Raw genomic sequence first — 22921 nt, forward strand, 5'->3', positions numbered from 1 at the left:
GCCGTATAGGACTTACCCGTTTTTCTTGTTTGCGGGTGCAAAGGTAGGCATTTTTATGAAACATGCAATACTTTGCCCAAACTTTTTTCAACTTTAACAAGAATACACGGGCTACAAACAATATTATTTATACCTTTGCGCCATTATTCCTAATGAAAGATGACAGAAAACAAAGGTTACTTGCAACGATATGCCATGTTGTTCGGCACTTATTTGGGCGGTTTTTGGATTTTGAAATTCATACTGTTCCCTCTGGGTATTAGCGTACCATTTCTCTTTTCCATTTTTATAGGACTAACTTTATGTGTGCCCTTTATGGCGTATTATTACGTGCGCATGTACCGGAACATGGTATGTGGCGGGACAATAAGTTTTCTTCATGCATGGATTTTCACCGTATTTATGTATATGTTTGCCGCATTGCTTACAGCCGTGGCACATTATATATATATCCGCTTTATTGACCAAGGGTTTATATTGAATTCCTATGAAACGATGTTGAACTCTTGGGAAATTACATATAAAGCAGTGCCCGGCATTGATGCATATATTGAACAATTAAGGGAAGGCTTAAGCCAGGTGCGTTCACTGACTCCGATAGAAATCACGATGCAAATGATGTCGATGAATGTTTTTGTGGGATCATTACTTGCCATTCCCACCGCTTTGTTCGTTATGAAGCGCCCACCGGCAGATTATATCGGAGGAAGATAAAATATAAGGATAAAGAAATAGTGTATATAGAAAACAGTTTAATCGTAATATAGAAAGATGGATATTTCAGTTGTCGTTCCTTTGTATAATGAAGAAGAATCACTTCCGGAACTGTACGCATGGATTGAACGGGTGATGAAAGCCCACGGCTTTTCATACGAAGTTATTTTCGTGAATGACGGAAGTACCGACCGCTCCTGGCAAATTATCGAAGAACTGAGTCGAGAATCAGATGCAGTACATGGCATTAAGTTCCGCCGTAATTATGGCAAATCTCCGGCATTATATTGTGGCTTTGAAAAGGCACAAGGAGATGTTGTCATTACAATGGATGCAGATTTACAGGATAGCCCGGACGAAATACCCGAACTATACCGGATGATAACAGAGGATGATTACGACTTGGTATCCGGCTGGAAAAGGAAACGTTACGATCCGCTTTCAAAAACCATTCCTACAAAAATATTCAATGCAACGGCACGCAAAGTATCCGGTATCAAGAACCTGCACGATTTTAATTGCGGCCTGAAAGCTTACAAGAGAGATGTGGTGAAGAACATTGAAGTGTATGGCGAAATGCATCGTTATATCCCCTACCTTGCCAAGAATGCCGGTTTCAAAAAGATCGGAGAAAAGATTGTTCAACACCAGGCACGCAAATTCGGCAAGACGAAGTTCGGCGGTTTGAATCGTTTCTTTAATGGATACCTAGACTTGATCTCACTTTGGTTCCTGTCAGCCTTCGGAGTAAAACCGATGCACTTCTTCGGACTTCTCGGTTCACTTATGTTCATCTTCGGCTTTATTGCAGTAGTCATTGTAGGCGTTACAAAACTATACCATATGCATAGCGGGATGCCTTACCGTTTGGTTACCGACTCCCCCTACTTCTACTTATCGCTGACCGCCATGATTATCGGAACACAATTGTTCCTTGCCGGCTTCCTTGGCGAACTGATTTCACGCAATGCCCCTGAACGAAATAAATATCAAATAGAAAAAACAATATAAGACTATGAGAAAATTAGTAAAACTGATATTGCTTTGTCTGATTGCTTATCCTATTATCAGTATCGTTTCTTCCTGTTCGGAAGAAGAAGACTGCTCAATGAATGCACGTCCGATGATGCAATGCTATCTTTATAAAATAGACGGAGAGACAGAAAGAGTTGTGAATGATACTCTTGACTCGCTCACCATCACCGCATTCGGTACAGATTCTATCATCCTCAATAACCAGAAGAGAGTACACGGATTATCATTACCACTACGCTATACGGCAGACTCCACCGTACTGGTATTCCATTATAGCAAAGACGTTAAGATTAAAAAAGATACGATTGTCATCCGCCAGAAGAATACGCCTTATTTCCTTTCAATGGATTGCGGCTATCAGATGAAACAAAGCATCACAGGCAGATCATATAGCCGTCATCTACTTGACTCCATATATATTCAAACAGCAGAAGTAAGCATTTATGGAACGGAAAATCTTAAGCTCTTTTATCGTAATTAATCTGGTGCTTTGTTTGTTGGCCGGATTTCCGGTACAAGCACAAAACAGCAACCGTCCTCCTGCCTCTAATCCGCCGAAAGAGCAAAAGAAAGAAGTGGATGAGGAAGCTTTCCCGCTATACAATGGCGTGACCGTCAGTGTTGATTTATGGGGTATCGGAAGCAAAGCTTTCGGAAGTGATTTTTTAAGTTCGGAAGTAGCGGTGGATGTTAATCTCAAAAACCGTTTCTTCCCGATAGTAGAACTTGGATATGGCGGCACCGATGCATGGAATGACAATGGTACCCACTACAAGAGTAATGCGCCTTATTTCCGTATCGGAATGAATTACAACGCTCTTTTCAAAAAGAAATTCAAGAATTACCTGTTTGTGGGACTACGTTACGCCATGAGTAGTTTCAAGTATGATATAGCAACCCTATCGGTAGATGATCCTATCTATGGCGGAGGCATTGGTAATCCGAACCAGGTAGATGACATCTGGGGTGGAAGCTTACCCTTCAACCACAAAGGAATGAAAGGATCCATGCAATGGTTTGAATTTTGTGTCGGCATTCGTGCACATATATGGAAAGAACTCTATATGGGCTGGGGATTGCGCTTCAAATTCCGCACAAGTTCATCTACAGGAGAATACGGAGATCCCTGGTATGTACCCGGATTCGGCAAATATGGCTCCAACACAATGGGCGTAACTTATACAATCACTTATAAACTACCATTCTAAAACTATGACCGGATTAGAGATTTGGCTTCTTGCCGTGGGACTCGCGATGGATTGTTTCGCCGTCTCCATAGCCAGTGGCATTCTTCTGAAACGTACGCTATGGCGGCCTATGCTGACCATGGCTTTTTTCTTTGGATTATTTCAAGCCATCATGCCACTCCTCGGGTGGATAGGCGCCAGCACATTCAGCCATCTGATAGAGAGTCTGGATCATTGGATCGCTTTCGCCATTCTTGCTTTTCTGGGCGGACGCATGGTCAGAGAGTCTTTCAAGGACGAAGATTGCAAAAAAGAATACGACCCGAAAAGCTTGAAAGTTGTGCTCGCATTAGCCGTTGCAACCAGTATTGATGCATTGGCCATTGGAGTCTCATTTGCATTTCTGGGTATGCGTGATTTCTCAGAAATACTCCCTCCTATTTCTATCATCGGTTTTGTATCTTTCGCCATGTCTCTTATAGGATTACTATTCGGTATCCGCTTTGGATGCGGCATTGCACGAAGACTACGGGCAGAACTCTGGGGAGGTATTATCCTGATTATCATCGGAACCAAAATATTAATAGAACACTTGTTCTTTAGTTAAACTTCACTTATGGAAAAGAAGGCACAGAGAAATTTCTTATGGATTGCCCTGCTTGTATTGGGAACAATCTGGATACTTGCACGTCACAACCGTACGCAACCTTATTATACAATAAACGGATTGATATTCGGCACGGTTTATAATATAACCTATCAGTATGATGGTGACTTGAAAGTTGAAATTGACGAAGAATTGAAGAGATTTGACGGCTCTCTGTCCCCCTTTAATGATACGGCCACAATTACGCGAATCAACCGCAACGAGGATATTGTACCGGACACTTTTTTCACGAATGTATTCCGTCGTAGTATGGAAATTTCCAAAGAAACGGATGGTGCATTCGACATTACGGTTGCCCCATTGGCCAATGCCTGGGGATTTGGTTTCAAGAAAGGCGCATTTCCTGATTCGGCCATGATAGATAGTCTACTGGACATTACGGGATATACCAAAGTAACCCTATCCAATGAGGGAAAGGTCGTGAAGCAGGATGAACGCATGATGCTATCATGTAGTGCCGTTGCTAAAGGGTATGCCGTAGATGTAATAGCACAATTTCTCGCAAAGAAAGGCATTAAGAATTTCATGGTAGATATAGGTGGAGAAATTGTAGCCCAGGGAGAAAATCCAAAGAAAGATTTGTGGCGCATCGGTATCAATAAACCGGTAGATGATTCGCTATCTATCAATCAGGAATTACAAACGGTACTGAATGTAACGGGTGTGGGTATTGCTACTTCAGGTAATTACCGTAATTTCTATTATAAGGATGGAAAGAAATATGCGCATACCATAGACCCAAGAACGGGATATCCGGTACAACACAACATCTTATCCGCCACGGTAATAGCCAAAGATTGCATGAGTGCTGATGCTTATGCCACCGCTTTCATGGTGATGGGATTGGAAGAAGCCGAACGGTTTGCCGATGCCCACCCGGATATTGATGCCTGCTTTATCTACACGGACGAGAAGGGAGAACTTCAAACATACTATACGAAAGGGATGAAAAGGTTTATAACAAGTGATTAGTGTTTAGTGATAAGTGATTAGCGGGTTGCGCTACATTCCGCATGGTGCTAATCACTTATCACTAAACACTAATCACTACGAAACTACGCTTCGATAAATTACCTATTTATAGAATACAAAATACACCGCAAGTACCAGACAAATGAATGCCGCAAAATGATTCCAATGCAAACTTTCGCCCTTGAAAAGAACCGTAGTAAATACTGTGAAAATGATGAGTGTAATCACTTCCTGAATAATCTTTAATTGTATCAGCGAGAAAGGGCCACCATTACCAATAAACCCGATACGATTGGCTGGAACCAAACAAAAATATTCCGCAAGAGCGATACTCCATGAAAATAAGATTATGGCGTAAAGCGGCCAATTAGTAATCACTTTCATATCTTGCAACTTCAGATGACCATACCATGCAAAAGTCATAAAGACATTAGACACTATTAAAAGCAGAATCGTATAAAGACCTTTCATTTCAGTGATGAATATTTAAGGGGTGATTAATCTAAATTATCAATTTTCTGAGGAAGAAGTTCCTCCTGAACATTTGCCATACTTCCCCAAAGACTATAGCGAGCTTCCGGGTTCATAGCTTCCAACTGATGTAGAATATCTTTCATATTACTACGGTGAGATTGCGCCTCATAAGGACAATTCTTCACCTGCTTACGATACCCTCTTATTTGGGCCAATTCCAGCAAATCAACCTCATGTACCAAACACATCGGCCGAATAATCGTCATATCAAATTTCTTCATTACCAAGCGGGGCGGCATGGAACTGAATGCCCCCTGAAAAGTGATATTCATCAATAGCGTTTCCAGAATATCATCCATATGATGTCCCAATGCTATCTTGTTGCATCCCTGCTCCTTAGCCACCGTGAACAAGGCCTTGCGCCTATTCCATGAACAAAGGAAACAAGGTGATTTGCGTGTATCTGTACTTGGATCAAATTCCGTTTCATACAATACAAAAGGGATTCCCCATGACTCTACATAATCACGAAGATATGTCAGGTCACTCTGATACGGAATATTCTTCATCACTACATGGACGACAACCACCGCAAATCTGGGCTTAAAAATTCGGGCGCGTCTTGCCAATAGCTCCACTAATGCCAAAGAATCTTTGCCACCTGAAAGCCCGATAAGGATCTTATCCCCATCCTCTATCAGACCATATTCTACCAGTCCTTTACTAAACCGCTTTTCAATGCGGCGGACGGTTTTCTCTTCTTTGGTGAATTGAGCCATAATACTACATAAGATTTGCGGTTGCAAAAGTAAGAGAAAAGAATGATTTAAAGAAGAATTAACATAATAGAATAACGGAAATCAGCATTATTCCCGATTAATTTGTATTTTTGAACATTCGAATTTGTAAGTTGGATAACTAGCATGAAAAAGAGATATATTTTACTCCTTCTATTTTGTCTCACATTAGTCGGTGTATCGGCACAGACGTTGGAGGAAGCGAGAGCTTTCTACAATCAAGGGCAATACGAGAAAGCCAAACCGATTTTCCAGAAACTCGTAAAGACACAACCGGCAAATGGAAATTATAACTTATGGTACGGCGTATGTTGCCTGGAAACAGGAGAACCAGAAGTAGCTTTGAAATATCTGGAAACCGCCGTAAAAAGACGGGTGCCCAGTGGACAACTCTATCTGGCGCGAAATTACAATGACCTGTATCGCTTTGAAGATGCCATCAAATGCTACGAAGACTACATCAGCGACCTGGCCAAACGGAAAAGGCCGACCGCAGAAGCCGAAAAGCTATTGGAGAAAAGTAAAGCCAATTTCCGCATGTTGAAAGGGGTTGAAGAAGTTTGCATTATCGATAGCATCGTAATAGACAAAGGTCGTTTTCTGGAAGCTTATAAAATTAGTCCTGAGTCCGGTAAACTATTCATGTACAATGATTTCTTCCAGAATGAGGCAGAAGTTGAGGCTACCGTATATGAAACGGAACTCGGCAATAAGATTTATTATGGTGAGCGCCAACCGGACGGTAAACTCAGCATCCTCTCGCGTAACAAAATGCAGGGCGAATGGGGCAAAGGTAGCTTGCTACCCGGTAGTATTAATGATTCCATCAATGCCAACTATCCGTATGTATTGACAGATGGCATCACCATCTATTATGCCACGGATGGTGAAAATTCGATAGGTGGTTACGACATATTCGTCACCCGTTACAATACCAACACGAACACCTACCTCACTCCGGAAAATGTGGGTATGCCGTTCAACTCTCCCTATAATGACTATATGTTCGTTATCGACGAATATAATAATCTCGGATGGTTTGCCTCCGACCGTTACCAGCCGGAAGGAAAAGTTTGCATTTATGTATTCATTCCAAATTCTTCCAAAAGGGTATATAATTATGAAGCAATGGACCCGAAAAAAGCAATCGGGCTTGCCCGGATTCATTCTCTGAAAGATACGTGGACGGATCAGGATGCCGTAGCCGATGCCAAACATCGGCTACAAGCCGCATTCGATGAAAAGCCACAAACCACGAAAAGTCATGAGTTTGAGTTTGTAATCGATGACCAGAATACTTATTATCAACAAAGTGATTTCAAATCTCCTCAGGTCAAAAAACTGTTCGGCAAATACCTCCAATTAGAAAAGGCTTTCAAAGAGCAGCAAAACAAATTGGAAGAGCAACGTTCCTTGTACTCCCGTGCCAAGGAAAGCGATAAAGCCAAACTGGCTCCCGCCATACTCGACCTGGAAAAGCAGATACAACAATTATCAGGTGAATTGGAGAAGGCCGCCATTGAAGTGCGTAATACAGAAAAACAATCCTTTAAATAGAAAACTATGGACATACTTATCATCATTGTACTCATTGTTGCGGCAGTTATCCTGTTCTTGGTAGAACTGTTCGTCATCCCGGGCATCAGCATAGCCGGAATTCTGGCCGGAGCTTGCATGATCTATGCCAACTACTATGCCTTTGCCTATCTGGGTACAACGGCTGGTTTCATCACGCTCGGTGTATCGGCAATAGCCTGCATAGGCTCATTGATACTCTTCATGCGCTCCAAGACCTTGGATAAAGTGGCGTTGAAGAAGAATATCACATCGAAGGTGGACCGTACGGCTGCGGATCAAGTAAAAGTAGGCGATACGGGTGTGGCCATTACACGCCTGGCACTGATCGGCAATGCCGAAATAGACGGCAACATCGTGGAAGTGAAATCCATGGACGGATTCCTGAATGAAAAAACCCCTATCATTGTAAACCGTATTACGGACGGCGTTATCATGGTAGAAAAGAAAAAAGACTAATATTCACACTTAATATCTTATAAATCATGAACGTAGACACTATGTACCTTACTGCCTTTCTTGTGATAGGAGGCATTATCTTCATCGTACTGTTCTTCCACTATGTTCCTTTCTTCCTATGGTTGTCCGCCAAAGTTTCGGGAGTCAGGATTTCATTGGTGCAATTGTTTTTAATGCGTATCCGTAACGTACCTCCCTACATCATTGTACCGGGTATGATTGAAGCACACAAAGCCGGATTGAGCAACATTACCCGCGACGAGCTGGAAGCTCACTACTTGGCTGGTGGACATGTAGAAAGAGTGGTGCACGCCTTGGTATCCGCCTCTAAAGCTAATATTGAATTATCCTTCCAGATGGCTACCGCAATCGACCTTGCCGGACGTGATGTGTTCGAAGCCGTTCAGATGTCGGTAAACCCGAAGGTGATCGATACTCCTCCGGTGACCGCCGTAGCAAAAGATGGTATCCAGTTGATAGCCAAAGCCCGTGTAACGGTACGCGCCAATATCCGCCAGTTGGTGGGTGGTGCCGGTGAAGACACTATCCTGGCCCGTGTAGGCGAAGGTATCGTATCTTCCATCGGTTCGTCCGAAAACCACAAGTCAGTATTGGAAAACCCGGATTCAATCTCCAAACTTGTGCTCCGCAAAGGTCTGGATGCCGGTACGGCTTTCGAAATCCTGTCCATTGATATCGCTGATATCGATATAGGTAAGAACATCGGTGCGGCTTTGCAGATAGACCAGGCAAATGCCGATAAGAATATCGCCCAGGCCAAAGCTGAGGAACGCCGTGCAATGGCCGTGGCCAGCGAACAGGAAATGAAGGCGAAAGCTCAGGAAGCACGCGCCAAGGTGATCGAGGCAGAAGCCGAAGTACCTAAGGCCATGGCAGAAGCATTCCGTAACGGCAACCTGGGCATCATGGATTATTATCGGATGAAGAACATCGAAGCTGATACTTCCATGCGCGAAACCATAGCCAAACCATCGGGAAACAACTCAAATCAGCCGTTGAGTAAATAACCGGTAGAATTATAGCCCCAGAAAAACGTCGGAACCGGTGAACAGTAATCCCGTTCCGGCGTTTTCTATTTATAAACGTATCAACCAAAAAATCCAGAATATGAAAAAGTATTTTGCATCTTCCGAACTTATTATCAATGATGACGGTTCAGTTTTTCATCTGCACGTAAAGCCCGAGTGGCTGGCAGACAAAGTAATCCTAGTGGGCGACCCGGGCAGAGTGGCACTGGTAGGCTCACACCTTGAGAATAAAGAATGTGAAGTGGAAAGCCGCGAGTTCAAAACCATTACAGGTACCTACAAGGGCAAACGCATCACGGTGGTTTCTACGGGTATTGGTTGCGACAACATCGACATTGTGATGAACGAACTGGACGCCTTGGCCAACATCGACTTCAACACACGTGAAGAAAAGCCCCAACTTCGCCAGTTAGAACTGGTGCGCATCGGTACTTGTGGCGGTTTGCAACCGAATACGCCCGTAGGTACATTTATCTGCTCGCAAAAGTCCATTGGTTTCGATGGCCTGCTGAACTTCTATTCAGGGCGCAATGAAGTGTGCGACCTGCCATTTGAGCGTGCATTCCTGAACCACATGGGATGGTCGGGGAATATGTGCGCACCTGCTCCGTACGTGATCGACGCCAATGCCGAACTGATAGAGCGCATTGCCGGAGACAATATGGTACGCGGTGTAACGATTGCCGCCAGTGGTTTCTTTGGCCCGCAAGGACGCGAACTACGTATTCCGCTGGCTGACCCGAAGCAAAATGAAAAGATCGAGAACTTTGAATACAATGGCTATCGCATTACGAACTTCGAGATGGAAAGCTCCGCACTGGCCGGTTTGAGCCGCCTGATGGGACATAAGGCGACCACGGTATGCATGGTCATAGCCAACCGGTTGATTAAAGAAGCCAATACGGGCTACAAGAATACGATTGACACTTTGATAAAAACCGTACTGGACAGAATTTAAGAAACACCCACTCAAATATACTTGATGATTGTTTCCTTCAATCTTTCGTAAGTATATGGTTTGGCAATAATATCATTGCACCCGGCGGCTAATGCTTGTTGTTGCTCTATCAGGAAAGCATTGGCCGTCACCGCAACGATAGGCAAATCGATGTCGATGGTACGTATCTTTTCCGTAGCCTGAATACCGTTCATCACCGGCATGCGGATGTCCATCAATATCAGGTCGGGACGCTCACGCAAGAAACTATTTACGGCCTCTTCGCCATTGGTAACCCACGAAATGGTGTAGTCCTTCTTCAGCAAAATGTTTATCTGCATAAAGTTAGACTCCGTATCTTCAGCTATCAGAATTTTCTTCCTGCCGTCTGATCTTCGCTCTACGTGGGCATTGATTTCAACAGGTTCACCATCCGCTCCCAACACAAACTGGCGGTAAGGAAGGGTCATCACGAAAGTGCTCCCCACTCCTACTTCGGACTCTACGGAAATCTTTCCTCCCAATCTCTCCACGATGCTCTGGCAGATGGGGAGCCCCAGACCCGTGCCCTGAACAAAATCGTTCAGCTTTTCGAAACGGTTGAAAATCAAGGGCAATTTCTCCTTCGCAATGCCGCAACCGGTATCCGTTACATACACCTTCAACCATTCTCCGCAGACCTCCAACCCCAAGGTGATGGTCCCTTCATGGGTATTCTTAATGGCATTAGAGAGAAAGTTGAACAGCACTTGCGTAATCCTGTTCCGGTCCACCATAATCCAGATTTCCTCATCGGGACATATCACATTCAGTCGGATGCCCGTTTTCATTTTCAGGCGATGCACTTTCTCCACTTCGTCAATCAGTCCGGTCATTTCGACCAACTGGAAGTTCATTTCCGATTTTCCCGACTCGATACGGGAAAGGTCCAGAATGTCATTTATGAGTTGCAACAACAGGTTGCTATTCTTCTGGATGATGTTCAGGTATTCGGCTTTCTCCACTTCATCTTCCGTCAAAGCTATGATTTCAGAGAATCCCACGATAGCATTCAAAGGAGTGCGGATCTCGTGGCTCATATTGGCCAAGAACACCGATTTCATGCGGTCGGCCTCTTCTGCCCGCTGCTTCGCCTCGATGAGTTCATTGGAGCGTTGCACCCTGTCACCGATATCGTGTATCAATGCCATCACTTTATTATCTTCGAACGGAGCGATGCGTGCCTGGAAATAATGCCTTTCGCAATCATCCACATCCAGGGGATACTCTATCTCCTTCAACTCCCCGTCTTCGAGGCATTAACGTATGTTCCGTAGAAACAGGTCGCTGACTTCGGGAGAATAGATGGTGCGCCCATCCGCTCCCCGTAGCTGTTCAACGGGATGGAGCAAAATGGTGTCAGAAGACATTAACACGTCGGTGAGGAAGAAATTTTCATCAAAGATGAAGATGAATTCAGGCAATGCCTGTATTATCTTCCGGTTTCGCTCTTCCATGCGCGATATGCGCGTTTCGCGTTCGCACTGCCCGGTGACATTCACGGTATAGCATAAGAGGCTTTTCGGATTTCCACTTCTATCTTTCTCTACAGATAAGAGGTGGTCCTCCAACCAGACTATTTCGCCATGCGCACCTACGCAACGCACGCGTAAGACTTTGGACTCTTCAAAGCCATCCAATTTCTTTTGAAAGCCATCCAACGACACCAAATGCTTATCATCGGGATGCACAAAGCTACAGAACTCTTCCAAATTCTGATAACAGATGCCGACTTTATCCAAGCCTAAACTTTCGAAATATTCCTGAGTGAAAGTGCACTCCAGGGTATTGACATTTATCTCCCAGAGAGCAATTTGATGGGCAGCCAGAACGGAGTTGACCTTCAATAATTTCTCTTTCAGTAGTTCCGTGTTCTCGTCTTTCTCGGTAGTATGAGAAGAGGAATCATGCATTTTTATTTTGTCTTGCGCCATAATAACAAAGTGTATCATGTAAAGGCTACGAAAATTGAGCAAATGTAATAAAAAAGAGTAAGTAATATACAATTTTTTGCCCCAAAAGGCTATCTTTGCAACTCAAATAACAATTTTTATGATGAATCAGGATACCATCTGTGCCATTGCCACGGCCCAAGGAGGAGCAATCGGAAGCATTCGCGTCTCAGGAGCGGACGCCATTCGTATCACCAGCCACATTTTCACCCCGGCAAAATCCGGTAAAGCGCTGGCAGATTGCAAACCTTATACACTGACTTTCGGGAAGATACACGATGGAGAAGAAATTATCGACGAGGTTCTTGTCAGCCTGTTTCGCGCCCCGCACTCTTACACGGGCGAAGATAGTACGGAGATCACCTGCCACGGTTCGAGTTATATCTTGCAACAGGTTTTACAATTGCTCATCAAGCACGGTTGCCGCCTGGCGGGACCGGGGGAATACACGCAACGCGCCTTTCTCAATGGAAAGATGGATTTGAGCCAGGCCGAAGCCGTGGCGGACCTGATTGCTTCTTCATCTGCCGCCACCCACCGCCTTGCCATGAGCCAGATGCGTGGCGGATTCAGTAAGGAGCTTACGGAGCTACGCAACCAGTTGCTACACTTCACTTCACTGATTGAACTGGAACTGGATTTCAGCGACCATGAAGAGTTGGAGTTTGCGGACAGAACGGAGCTTTACCGATTGGCGGATCACATCGAAGGAGTCATTTCCCGACTGGTACATTCGTTCAGCGTAGGAAATGCGATCAAAAACGGCGTACCGGTAGCCATCATCGGCGAAACGAATGCCGGGAAATCAACGCTTCTCAATGTATTGCTGAACGAGGACAAGGCTATCGTGAGCGACATTCACGGCACTACGCGCGACGTGATTGAAGACACGACCAATATCGGCGGTATTACTTTCCGTTTCATTGACACGGCAGGTATCCGCGAAACCAATGATACGATTGAGAGTCTGGGCATAGAGCGCACGTTCCAAAAACTGGAACAAGCGGAGATCGTGCTTTGGATGATTGATGCAACGGACGCAACGTCGCAAATGAATCAGCTATCGGGGCAGATACTTCCGCGTCTGGAAAGAAAGCATTTGATATTGGTATTCAACAAATCGGATTTGTCGGGCACGGCTCATTCTGATGAGGTGCTTTCTGCGGCCTCTTCCATCATTCCTGACGCCGAATGTATTTTTATTTCCGCCAAGAAAAGGCAAAATACGGATGTGCTTCAGAAGAAACTTATAGCCGCCGCCAATCTGCCTACGATAACCCAGAACGACGTGATAGTGACCAATGCCCGCCATTACGAAGCCCTCACGCATGCTTTAGAAGCCATCAGACGCGTACAACAGGGATTGGCAAACAATCTTTCAGGGGACTTCGTGGCCCAGGACATCAGGGAATGCATCTTCCATTTGAGCGACATCGCGGGGGAGGTGACGAATGATATGGTGCTACAAAATATATTTCAACATTTTTGCATCGGGAAATAATTGGTGATTACCAACGATTAGCATATATCATCAACGATTATCAAGGCGTTCATTTTGAGCGCCTTTCTTTTTAGCCTTATAAGCGATGGTCATCGTTTATAGGGCTTTTTCAGCTCATTTTTGTACCGCATTTGTTGCTCGCTTGTTACTCTCCGATTTTAGGTCGGAAAGGTCGTGGAGAAAGTTGACTATGGTTGACTATGATTTACGATAGTTAAATAAAATGGAGAAATAACAAGAGAAATAAACCTCTAAAAGTAACGAATATGGCAACAAGTAAAATGAAAATCAAAAAGGTATGTGAATGGTGTGGCACAACATTCTATGCCCAAAAACTAACAACACGTTTCTGTTCACATCGGTGTAGTAATCTTGCATACAAGGAAGCTGCTCGGCAAAAGAGAATACAAGAAGTAGAAACCAAAGTCCAAGCGGTCATCAGAGAACAACCCATATCTGATTTTAAGAACAAAGAATATCTGTCATTCAAAGAAGCTGCAACTCTATTAGGGCTGAGCAAACAAGCTGTCTATAAAATGGTATATGCAGGAAAACTGCAAGCATTCCGTATCAGTAGCAGATTATCTTTTATCCGTAAAGGAGATATTGACCGAATGTTAGAAGCTCGTCCTTATGAACATCGACAGCCTAAAGACACCATTCCCATTACCGACTTCTATACCACCGCAGAAGTCAAAAAGAAATACCATGTAAATGAGTCATGGATATTTGCGGTAGCTAAGAAGAACAACATTCCCCGAACTTTCAATCGTGGCAAGACTTACTGGAGCAAGAAACATATTGACGCTTATTTTGCCAAAAAAGCCCCAAATCCAGACATTACCGAATGGTATAGCACTCAGAAAATGCAGGAGAAGTTCGGTATGACCTTATCCGCCATCTATTGTTTCGTTTCCAAGAATGCCATTCCGAAGAAGAAAGAGGGCATCATGGTGTACTATTCCAAGAAACATGTGGATATAGCCAAGGGCATTATTGCCCCCGAAGAACCGCAATATTACACGGTTGCAGAAGCGATGGAAAAGTTCAATCTCACCCGTGACCAACTCTATCATTACGCAAAGTACCATAACATCCCGAAGGTGAAGAAAGGCAAATACACACTTATCTCCAAGCCTGAACTGGATAAGTTGCTTGCAGCCCCAAAGATTGAATAAGTTATTTATCGGTGAATGTACCCACCATCGAATCACCTTATTCCTTTGCACCAAACAAATGTAAAACTCTAAATATCAAACAGTATGTCACACACGTGTACAAAAGTAACAGTTCGTCAGAGAGCGATTCGGAATAATCGCATCTCCTTGTATCTGGATTATTATCCAACAGTCCGTAATCCCGAAACGATGCAGATGAGCCGCAGGGAATACCTCGGCATCTACATCTATGCCCATCCCAAAAACGAGATGGAACGAGAGTTCAACAACGATATGTTGAACAAGGCAGAGGCTATCCGTTGTATCAGAGTGCAATCGCTCATCAACGAAGAGTTTGGTTTCTTGGATAAGACCAAACAGAAAGCCGATTTCCTTGCCTATTTCAAGAAGATGTGTCGGAACAAAGACCAGAAATGGCAATTCGTCTATCAGCATTTCTATAACTTTGTCAAGGGACAATGCACCTTTGGCGATGTGAATGTGGACTTATGCAAGAAGTTCCGTGAATACCTACTAAATGCCAAGCAACTCAAACACAGTAACCGTCCTATATCCCTGAATTCGGCATCCGGCTACTACTCTACTTTCAGAGGATTGTTGAAGATTGCCTATCGGGACAAGTGGTTTAGGGAGAATATCAATGACTATCTTGATAAGATTGAGCCACAAGATGTGAAGAAAGAATATCTGACATTGGACGAAGTGAAGCAACTCGCAGCCACTCCTTGCGACATCCCCGTATTGAAAGCAGCCTCTTTGTTTGCGTGTCTGACAGGCTTACGCATCAGCGACATTCTCAACCTACAATGGGAGGACTTTACTATCGCTCCCGACCAAGGTTATTGCTTGCGTATCAGAACACAGAAAACCCAGACGGAAGCGACACTCCCCATCAGTTACGAAGCCTACGAGCTATGTGGAACACCCGGAACTGGCAAAGTATTCAAAGAATTGAAACGGAGCATGATTAATTACCCACTCAAAAACTGGCTCAAAAAAGCCGGAATAACTAAGTCGATAAGCTTCCATTGCTTTCGTCATAGCTACGCCGTCATACAAATATCCTTAGGTACAGATATTTACACTGTTTCAAAGATGCTGACGCATAAGAATGTATCCACAACTCAAATATATGCTGACCTCGTAAATGCCAAGAAGCGAGAAACAGCCAATAAAATATCACTTAAATAAATTGTAGCGATGAAACGAGGAATCATAACCAATAACGGACAAGGTATCCATATTTCCGATGGTGAAATATGGATGACCACTTGGGAGCTTGCCGACTTGTATTATACAACGACTGGAGCTATCCATACAGCAATTAAGAGAATCTTGAAAACCAATGTTTTGAAGAGCCACGAAGTTTGCAAGTACATCAAATTAGAGAATGGGAACAATGCCGATGTGTATAATCTCGATATGGTTATAGCCCTATCCTATCAAATAGACACCAGGCATTCCTCTGCATTTAGGAAATGGCTAATAAACAAAGTCGCTCGTAAACAAGATTACAACATCCTGTTATATCTCAACAAGGAAACAAACCATACATTGTATTATTAACAAGCTATATCTCTATACCCTATTGATTATCTGCATTGTTTACCCAAAATGATGCAGATAATTTTTGTTTTTGAGATACACAAGCCTATTTACCCAACTATTTTCATCCAAAAGCAAGGAATTTACAATATGCTTATTATCAGCGATGTAACGTGGTGAAAAGTGATGAAATATATCGTCAAAAGCCCATCAACAAGCAAAACTATGGATTTTCTCAAAAATTAATCCTATATATTTGCACACAAACGATTAATACATCTCACTATGGAACAGAGAAAGATAGAACATATAACATTGCATCTGATTGTTTTTGGTACAATCGCAATCATTGGTGTTTTAGCCCGCCAGACCGTACTACACTATGGTTGGGACGAATTCAGCAGCTACCTCATTTTGGTGGTATGCACCATTATCATGGGAGCTATCTATCTCAATCTGCAAATGGTATTCAGACAACTTCTTTCACCTACAATAGAAAAGTGCTTTAGGAGATTTGAGTGCTATCGTAATAAGGCGGTGGTAGCTGAAAATCCAATAGAACATCAGGAATCTATTGAAAATACCATAGATCCAGAACCTATCGTTTCTGAATCTGAACCAGAAATCGAAACTACATCTGACACCACAGAAGAAGTTTCTACTCTCTCGCTTTCAGAATCCAATGAAGACATGGCAGGACTTCCAAAGGAGGAAGTTCCTCCAGCCTCTATTAGCAACATCCCTATTGAGGTGCTTAATCAACTATCAGAATATGAGATTTCCCGTGCAAACGCTATGGCTGAGAAAGAACGAGCATCACAAGAAAAACTTAATAAGGTTATAGCATACACGAAACAGACCTTAGTTCTCTATCTTGATGAAACGGCACTTAACCGTTTGTGCGAATATGTGACAGAATATTACTTGTCAGATACTATGCCAAAAGTCGAACCTATAAAGGTTGATTCTCAATTAAAGACCATTGACATCATGCACTTTGGATGGAATATCGGCAAGGCTTTCGGCAAACCACGTTTACAGACAGCCACATTTATAAAGAGAGTATTTGCCCATACTCTCCGTGATTCAGAAATATCTACCATTGAACGTAAAATGTCGCATACAGAATCTGTATGTAAGATTAAATTAGACAAGAAAATTACCTAATGCCACTTACCTGATTCTTCTTTGCTTGAATTAATGACTATTATTTATTTCTTAATTTTAATATCAACATTCGGTAGATTGCTATACTTATCTATTATGTTCTCCTTATAATAAAGATTCTCTGGCAAATACACAACAACCGTCTGCTCCGTCGATTTTAGTTGTAACAATTTATCAATCACAGCAAATGAGCAGCTAATGGCTGGATTCGCTTGACCACAAATATCAACTATTATTTTTTCACAACCTGTTGGAACCTTCATTAATTCATTTAATACAAATCTTTCAGCTGCTCCCCGGCCAAAAATATCCTTTGCATTAAAATTTATTGTATAGTTTGTCGAAGTAATATCTAAATCCAAATTATTTGGCAAAGAAAGTTCCAAAATATTTTTAGTATCGTATTTATAAGTGATATCAAAGAAACCTGTAGCATACTCTATAGTCGCCTTACCTCCATTCCCTTTACCTTTTAATAATTCCGTACAATCAAATTTTCTTCCATTGTCAGTGAAAATTACCCTATCATTTTCCACCTTAATTCCAAATGTACCAGCTTTCCCATGTTCAAATGCATTAATTGCGATTTCATATGCAAGATCCTTTAAAACATCAAGAGCTAACGAGTTTAGTTTATTAAAAAGACCTGGACGTGAGAAAAAAGCATGAAGTTTATTAACTGACGCGAAAACAGGAATTTGAATTTCAGGTAACAGAGTAGCTCCTTTTACATCCGGATAGAAATGTTCCATTATTGTTGGACGACACTGCACCTCATCTTCTATATCGTCCCATGACCAAGTATCAACGGAAAAAGGATATGCACCTTTTCTTGTAAGGTTACGACAATGTTGTTGAACTTTAACATCTCTTGGTGATGTTGTGGCCATAATAAATGATGTGAGTTTTGGTTTGAAATTTATAGCTTTTTTACACTCACTATCAATCTCATCCGTAGTCAATAGACTCTTATAATTTCCGTTTTTACCTTTACATTGGACTCCAGAATAATCATTATCAAACATATTCTTTCCCCATATATCAACACCATTCTGTGCCTGTCCGTTTCGTCCATTAGGATGGGCATCTGGATCTCTCCACATTTCTTTCCAAAGTTGAAAACACAAATCTTGAAAGTCAGTCCAGTTTGAAGGATATAATAAATTTAATCTCATAAAATCTACTGTTTAAAGTTATTGTTTCAGATATTGGCACTACAAAAGTAGTTAAAATCCTTGTAATCACCACTTATTACCATCAAAAAGTTATCCATCAGTTATATTTTGGTGAATGATTCCACCATTGAAACACCTGTTTCCTTTGCCGTCGAACAATTAAAAACGATTGGTGTATGCAAAAAGAAACAGTAACATTTGATAAGCTGCCCGAAGCGGTAGGTTATCTGACCGAACAGGTCATCGAGTTGAAAAAGATGGTAGCGGAACTCCAGCCACAGCCATCTGACAAACATGTATTGGTGGAAATTGAGGATGCTTGCCGCATCATCCGAAAAGCCAAGCCTACCATATATACATTGGTACGCAAAGGACTACTACCAGCCTATAAGAAAGGGAAGAAACTCTATTTCTATGAAGACGAGCTTCTTGCTTGGATTGAGAACGGACGGAGAAAGACAGCCGAGCAGACATACGAGGAGGTGCTTGCCAATATGCAGAGCGGTGTCCGCCACAAGCCTAAATCATCGGTACAGTTTTAATGGGATTGGGCTATGGATACATATTCTATTAATCCGGCATCCATCATTGATGAAGCGATTGATTTAAGTACAAGATTATCCGGTACGGCATTCCCCATCAGCATATTCCCGGCAAAAATCCAACGTATTATCCGTGAGGTACACGAATGCCATAACTACCCTACCGACTACATTGCCGCAGCCATCCTGACGGCAATAGCAGTCGGCATAGGCAACACGTACCTTGCCCAAATCAAGCAAGGCTGGACGGAAAGCCCCATCCTGTATATGGCATTGATCGGAAGACCGGGAGCTAACAAAAGCCATCCGCTCAGTTTTGCGATGAAGCCGTTTCTTGATTATGACTACCGACAGAATCAGGAATTTGAAAAGGCTCTTGCAAAGTACGATGAACTAATGAGCTTGAGCCGCAAGGAACGTGCGGAAAGCGGTGGAGAGCAATTCCCACAAGAGCCTATCCGCAAACGCTTCTTGGTTTCGGATGTAACGCCCGAAGGGTTGAGCCTCATTCATGCGCAAAACAAACGTGGGCTATGCTTGTGGGCAGATGAATTATCCGCTTGGTTCAAGAATTTCAACCGCTATAACAACGGTTCGGAAGAACAATTTTGGCTCTCAGTTTTCAGTGCCAAGACCACCATGTCCGACCGCAAGAATGCCAAGAGTTCCATCTTCATCAAGCGTCCGTATATATCGGTCATTGGTACTATCCAAAAGAAAATCCTAAACGAGTTGGCTAAAGGTGAACGCTCCAGCAACGGGTTTATTGACCGCATCCTGGTTGTGATGCCTAATCTGCAACAGAAAGCACGGTGGAATGACAAAGAATTGCCGGAAGATATAGAGCAAGAATGGAATGCTGTCATTGACAAGCTGATACAATCGGAGTGCAGTCTCAACGAGCATGGAGAGATTGAACCGCAAATTCTTTTCTTCTCAGAGGATGCCAAGAAACGGCTTTACGAGTGGCAACACCATTTCTCAGAGCTGTGCGACCGGGAAACAAACGACACCATTGTAAGTATCTATTGCAAGCTGGAGATATACATCATCCGTTTCTGTCTGATTATCCAACTGGCACGATGGACTTGCGGAGAGTGCGACAAGGCGTGTATCGACCTGCTGACGGTGGAGAGAGCCATTAAACTGACGGAATATTTCAAGGAATCCGCATTGAGCGTACAAAATATTCTGAATGAGAATGCTCTCAACAGCCAGCAACAGGCGATAGTCAATCTGCTGCCTCCTTCATTTACGACAGCCCAAGCCATACAGGTGGCAGAGCAAAACGGAATGAAGGAGCGGACATTTCAACGCTTTCTCAATGACAATATCGGAACATTGTTCCGCAAAGAGAAGCATGGAGAATATTCAAAGATTAACCCATGACATTTTTGTCGGTTTTGACACTTTCCAAGCGAAAACGACAATAACGACAAAAGTGACACACTAAAAAAGAAACAAACTATGAGTACACATAGATTCATATTAGAACCCTACAAAGGTGTCAGTACCCGGCACACTTGCCCGAACTGCCATCGTAAAAGATGTTTTTCCAAGTACATTGACACGGAAAAGCGAATACAGTTCCCTGATTACGTGGGTCGTTGCGACCACGAACAGAAATGTGGTTATCACTTCACGCCCCGTGATTACTTTGAACGGAATCCGGCTGAGAAAGAGAAGCTATCCGAAGATACCTTTCGGAGTTATGCACCAATAAAAGAAGTCGAGCTAAAAGCCACTTCCTACATTGATTTGGATATAGTCAATCAGTCATTGCAACGCTATCCTGACAACAAACTGTTTCAATTCTTATCGGCTCAATTCGAAGAAGCGGAGACATTAAAACTGATGAAGAAATACATGGTCGGTACTTCTAAGTATTGGGAAGGTGCAACCGTATTTTGGCAAATGGATTATCAGAACAGAGTACGCACAGGCAAGATAATGCTTTACAATCCAGCAACAGGCAAACGGATAAAAGAACCGTACAATCATGTCACATGGGTACACTCCGTACTGCATAAAAAGGACTATAATCTGAAGCAATGTTTCTTCGGAGAGCATCTGCTTCCAGAAGACAAAAGCCGTCCTGTTGCATTGGTCGAAAGCGAGAAAACAGCAATCATTGCATCCTACTATCTACCCCAATTTCTATGGATTGCATCGGGTGGAAAGAACGGTTGTTTCAATGCCAACAGCCTATCCGTTCTTGCAGGAAGAAGCATTGTGTTATTCCCCGATTTGGGAGCGACCGACTATTGGCAAAGCAAAATCGGGTTGATGAAAAGCTATGGAATTGATGTACAACTGTTCGATTATCTGGAAGCCAAAGCAACCGAAAACGAACGAAAAGAAGGGTACGACATAGCCGACTATCTGCTGAAAATACGCCCCGATGAAGCCATACTCCAGCAGATGATTAAGAAGAATCCGAACTTGAAAACACTGATAGAGACATTCGATTTGAAGCTCATCAGCGTACAACGAGACATCCCTCAACCGAAGGTTTCACCGCCTAAGAAACGGGGATTCAGGCTTTGAGCAAAGGGAGAGGAATCGAGACTTTTTTACTGTAGCAAGTTAATGTCGGTGTATTACATTTCCCGACCACTTGCTCCTCAAAAAGTCTGAGGAGGCGGCTCCCGATGGTCACAAATTATTCACTAAAAGCAATTCAAAATGGAAAAGAAATATACAATAACACTACGTCTGTCTTACAACCAATTCGCATGGCTCGGTGCGCTTTGCAGACGGAACAAGCAGACCCAAAGCGCAGTCATCCGTTCACTCATCGAGAATGGGACAGTACGTGAGCGAATCACGAAAGAGCATATCCACATCATCCGTCAGCTGATAGGTGAAAGTACCAACCTAAACCAGTTGGCGAAGCAGGCAAACACCTACGGATTCTTTGCCGTTGCCAAAAGATGCGAGGAGATGGCGCAGCGTATTAACCAACTTATAAAACAACTGAAAGATGATAGGTAAGCAAACAAAAGGAACATCGTTCGGTGGTTGTGTCCGCTATGTTCTGAAAGAGGAGAAATCCAAACTGTTGGAAGCGGTCGGAGTGAATGGTACGCCCGAACAGATGGCAGAGCAATTTGAATTACAGGCGTTGCTCAATGACAAGGTAAAGAATATTGTCGGACACACCTCGCTCAACTTCTCACCTGAAGATAGCAACCGCTTGAAGTCTGACGATGAATTGATGTTGCAAATCGCCCACGACTACATGAAACTGATGGGCATCGAAAACACGCAATACCTCATCGACCGGCATATCGACCGCGAGCATCCGCATTGCCACATCGTTTTCAATCGGGTGAACAATGACGGTAAAACGATTAGCGACAAGAATGACTTCCGTAGAAATGAAAAGACGTGCAAGATGCTGACAGCAAAATACCGTTTGCACTTTGCCAATGGCAAAGACCATATCAAGGAGGAACGCTTGCGCCCATACGACCGGGCAAAACACGAGATATACAAAGCGTTGAAAGAGGAACTGCCCAAAGCTCAAAATTGGAATGAACTGAAAGAAGCCCTTGCCGACCGTGACATTGATATGAAATTCAAGGTCAGTAGGACAACAAGGGAAATACAGGGTGTCAAGTTTGAGTACAACGGCTTTTCTTTCTCCGGCTCAAAAGTCAGCCGGGAGTTCAGCTACTTGAACATCGACAACCGATTGGAGCAGAATGCTTGTGCATCTTCATTTGAGTACCCAAAACAAGGGTTCACGCACAATGATGAAAAGGTGCAGCAAAGCGTTTCCCATTCCGACAATGGTCCAAGTATCAGTCTTGGTCTGTTGAACGGTAGTTCATCATACAATGCCACTGCCGCAGAAGAAGCTGAGTTCAATCGCCTGATAAAAAAGAAAAAGGCTAAGCGCAAGCGAGGCTTCCGTTTATAATTCACTATTTATTAACTTTTTAAATTCAATT

23 protein-coding genes and 1 pseudogene are annotated in these 22921 nt (G+C 43.2%); 20 read left to right on the top strand and 4 right to left on the bottom strand.

From position 1 onward, the window contains the following. The first annotated feature begins 159 nt into the window (after positions 1 to 159). From BWI44_RS08610 to BWI44_RS08635, 6 genes are read left to right on the top strand one after another with little or no spacing between them, the layout of a single operon-like run. Positions 160 to 714, top strand: a complete 555-nt coding sequence (locus tag BWI44_RS08610) for a DUF4199 domain-containing protein (RefSeq protein WP_007665700.1) — start codon at positions 160 to 162, stop codon at positions 712 to 714. Between the two features lie 57 nt (positions 715 to 771). Next, a complete protein-coding gene (locus BWI44_RS08615) occupies positions 772 to 1725 on the top strand; it encodes a glycosyltransferase family 2 protein (protein WP_118220901.1) in 954 nt (317 codons plus the stop codon). Positions 1726 to 1729: 4 nt separating this feature from the next. Next, a complete protein-coding gene (locus BWI44_RS08620; protein ID WP_007665702.1) occupies positions 1730 to 2230 on the top strand; it encodes a DUF6452 family protein in 501 nt (166 codons plus the stop codon). Next, positions 2193 to 2957, top strand: coding sequence for a DUF6048 family protein (locus tag BWI44_RS08625; protein WP_007665703.1), 765 nt, complete (start codon positions 2193 to 2195; stop codon positions 2955 to 2957). The genes BWI44_RS08620 and BWI44_RS08625 overlap by 38 nt, the downstream gene beginning before the upstream one ends. Before the next feature lie 4 nt (positions 2958 to 2961). Beyond that, complete coding sequence (locus tag BWI44_RS08630; protein ID WP_044533080.1) at positions 2962 to 3543, top strand: manganese efflux pump MntP; 582 nt, start codon at positions 2962 to 2964, stop codon at positions 3541 to 3543. A gap of 9 nt (positions 3544 to 3552) precedes the next feature. Further along, positions 3553 to 4575, top strand: coding sequence for an FAD:protein FMN transferase (locus tag BWI44_RS08635; RefSeq protein WP_007665718.1), 1023 nt, complete (start codon positions 3553 to 3555; stop codon positions 4573 to 4575). Between the two features lie 102 nt (positions 4576 to 4677). Here the strand turns inward: BWI44_RS08635 and BWI44_RS08640 are convergent, their stop codons facing one another. Further along, the gene (locus tag BWI44_RS08640; protein WP_022392402.1) at positions 4678 to 5046 is read right to left on the bottom strand and encodes a DMT family protein; all 369 of its coding nucleotides are present in this window, start codon (positions 5044 to 5046) and stop codon (positions 4678 to 4680) included. 26 nt (positions 5047 to 5072) lie between these two features. Next, the gene (locus BWI44_RS08645; RefSeq protein ID WP_115502957.1) at positions 5073 to 5828 is read right to left on the bottom strand and encodes a PP-loop family protein; all 756 of its coding nucleotides are present in this window, start codon (positions 5826 to 5828) and stop codon (positions 5073 to 5075) included. Positions 5829 to 5972: 144 nt separating this feature from the next. On the opposite strand from BWI44_RS08645, the gene BWI44_RS08650 reads away from it, so the two are divergent. From BWI44_RS08650 to BWI44_RS08665, 4 genes are all read left to right on the top strand, one after another. Next, positions 5973 to 7403, top strand: a complete 1431-nt coding sequence (locus tag BWI44_RS08650) for a tetratricopeptide repeat protein (protein WP_195209994.1) — start codon at positions 5973 to 5975, stop codon at positions 7401 to 7403. Between the two features lie 6 nt (positions 7404 to 7409). Beyond that, positions 7410 to 7880, top strand: coding sequence for an NfeD family protein (locus BWI44_RS08655; RefSeq protein WP_007215881.1), 471 nt, complete (start codon positions 7410 to 7412; stop codon positions 7878 to 7880). A 26-nt stretch (positions 7881 to 7906) separates the two neighbouring features. After that, positions 7907 to 8908 carry a flotillin-like protein FloA gene (gene floA, locus BWI44_RS08660; RefSeq protein WP_007213154.1) on the top strand — a complete coding sequence of 334 codons (1002 nt, stop codon included), beginning with the start codon at positions 7907 to 7909 and terminating at the stop codon, positions 8906 to 8908. Positions 8909 to 9008: 100 nt separating this feature from the next. After that, the gene (locus BWI44_RS08665; RefSeq protein WP_044155356.1) at positions 9009 to 9887 is read left to right on the top strand and encodes a nucleoside phosphorylase; all 879 of its coding nucleotides are present in this window, start codon (positions 9009 to 9011) and stop codon (positions 9885 to 9887) included. Positions 9888 to 9898: 11 nt separating this feature from the next. On the opposite strand, the pseudogene BWI44_RS08670 reads toward BWI44_RS08665, so the two are convergent. After that, positions 9899 to 11839 (bottom strand): annotated as a pseudogene (locus BWI44_RS08670) (PAS domain-containing hybrid sensor histidine kinase/response regulator). A 121-nt stretch (positions 11840 to 11960) separates the two neighbouring features. Between BWI44_RS08670 and mnmE the strand changes: the two are divergent. The 5 genes from mnmE to BWI44_RS08695 all read left to right on the top strand — a co-directional run bounded on the left by mnmE (position 11961) and on the right by BWI44_RS08695 (position 17248). After that, complete coding sequence (mnmE, locus tag BWI44_RS08675) at positions 11961 to 13358, top strand: tRNA uridine-5-carboxymethylaminomethyl(34) synthesis GTPase MnmE (protein ID WP_044155357.1); 1398 nt, start codon at positions 11961 to 11963, stop codon at positions 13356 to 13358. Between the two features lie 266 nt (positions 13359 to 13624). Further along, positions 13625 to 14536, top strand: a complete 912-nt coding sequence (locus BWI44_RS08680; protein ID WP_115502959.1) for a helix-turn-helix domain-containing protein — start codon at positions 13625 to 13627, stop codon at positions 14534 to 14536. An 84-nt stretch (positions 14537 to 14620) separates the two neighbouring features. Beyond that, entirely contained in the window at positions 14621 to 15727 is a 1107-nt protein-coding gene (locus BWI44_RS08685) for a site-specific integrase (RefSeq protein ID WP_195209993.1), read from the top strand. 9 nt (positions 15728 to 15736) lie between these two features. Then, positions 15737 to 16102 carry a virulence RhuM family protein gene (locus tag BWI44_RS08690; RefSeq protein ID WP_195209992.1) on the top strand — a complete coding sequence of 122 codons (366 nt, stop codon included), beginning with the start codon at positions 15737 to 15739 and terminating at the stop codon, positions 16100 to 16102. Positions 16103 to 16366: 264 nt separating this feature from the next. Beyond that, positions 16367 to 17248, top strand: a complete 882-nt coding sequence (locus BWI44_RS08695; protein ID WP_195209991.1) for a mobilization protein — start codon at positions 16367 to 16369, stop codon at positions 17246 to 17248. Between the two features lie 44 nt (positions 17249 to 17292). Here the strand turns inward: BWI44_RS08695 and BWI44_RS08700 are convergent, their stop codons facing one another. Next, the gene (locus BWI44_RS08700) at positions 17293 to 18423 is read right to left on the bottom strand and encodes a hypothetical protein (protein ID WP_115502963.1); all 1131 of its coding nucleotides are present in this window, start codon (positions 18421 to 18423) and stop codon (positions 17293 to 17295) included. A gap of 176 nt (positions 18424 to 18599) precedes the next feature. Here BWI44_RS08700 and BWI44_RS08705 point away from each other — a divergent pair, with 176 nt between their 5' ends. The 5 genes from BWI44_RS08705 (at position 18600) to BWI44_RS08725 (ending at position 22890) form a co-directional block, all read left to right on the top strand. After that, the gene (locus BWI44_RS08705) at positions 18600 to 18965 is read left to right on the top strand and encodes a helix-turn-helix domain-containing protein (protein WP_115502964.1); all 366 of its coding nucleotides are present in this window, start codon (positions 18600 to 18602) and stop codon (positions 18963 to 18965) included. Between the two features lie 12 nt (positions 18966 to 18977). Further along, positions 18978 to 20354 (top strand): DUF3987 domain-containing protein, encoded by a 1377-nt coding sequence (locus BWI44_RS08710; protein WP_195209990.1) that lies wholly within the window; start codon positions 18978 to 18980, stop codon positions 20352 to 20354. A 78-nt stretch (positions 20355 to 20432) separates the two neighbouring features. Beyond that, positions 20433 to 21512 carry a DUF6371 domain-containing protein gene (locus tag BWI44_RS08715; protein WP_195209989.1) on the top strand — a complete coding sequence of 360 codons (1080 nt, stop codon included), beginning with the start codon at positions 20433 to 20435 and terminating at the stop codon, positions 21510 to 21512. A gap of 138 nt (positions 21513 to 21650) precedes the next feature. Next, positions 21651 to 21959 (top strand): MobC family plasmid mobilization relaxosome protein, encoded by a 309-nt coding sequence (locus tag BWI44_RS08720; RefSeq protein ID WP_195209988.1) that lies wholly within the window; start codon positions 21651 to 21653, stop codon positions 21957 to 21959. Further along, positions 21949 to 22890 (top strand): relaxase/mobilization nuclease domain-containing protein, encoded by a 942-nt coding sequence (locus BWI44_RS08725; RefSeq protein WP_115502968.1) that lies wholly within the window; start codon positions 21949 to 21951, stop codon positions 22888 to 22890. Before BWI44_RS08720 ends, BWI44_RS08725 begins: the two co-directional genes overlap by 11 nt. Positions 22891 to 22921: the final 31 nt, after the last annotated feature.

The sequence above is a fragment of the Bacteroides sp. Phil13 genome, from assembly GCF_001940965.1.
GTDB classification, from domain to species: domain Bacteria; phylum Bacteroidota; class Bacteroidia; order Bacteroidales; family Bacteroidaceae; genus Bacteroides; species Bacteroides intestinalis.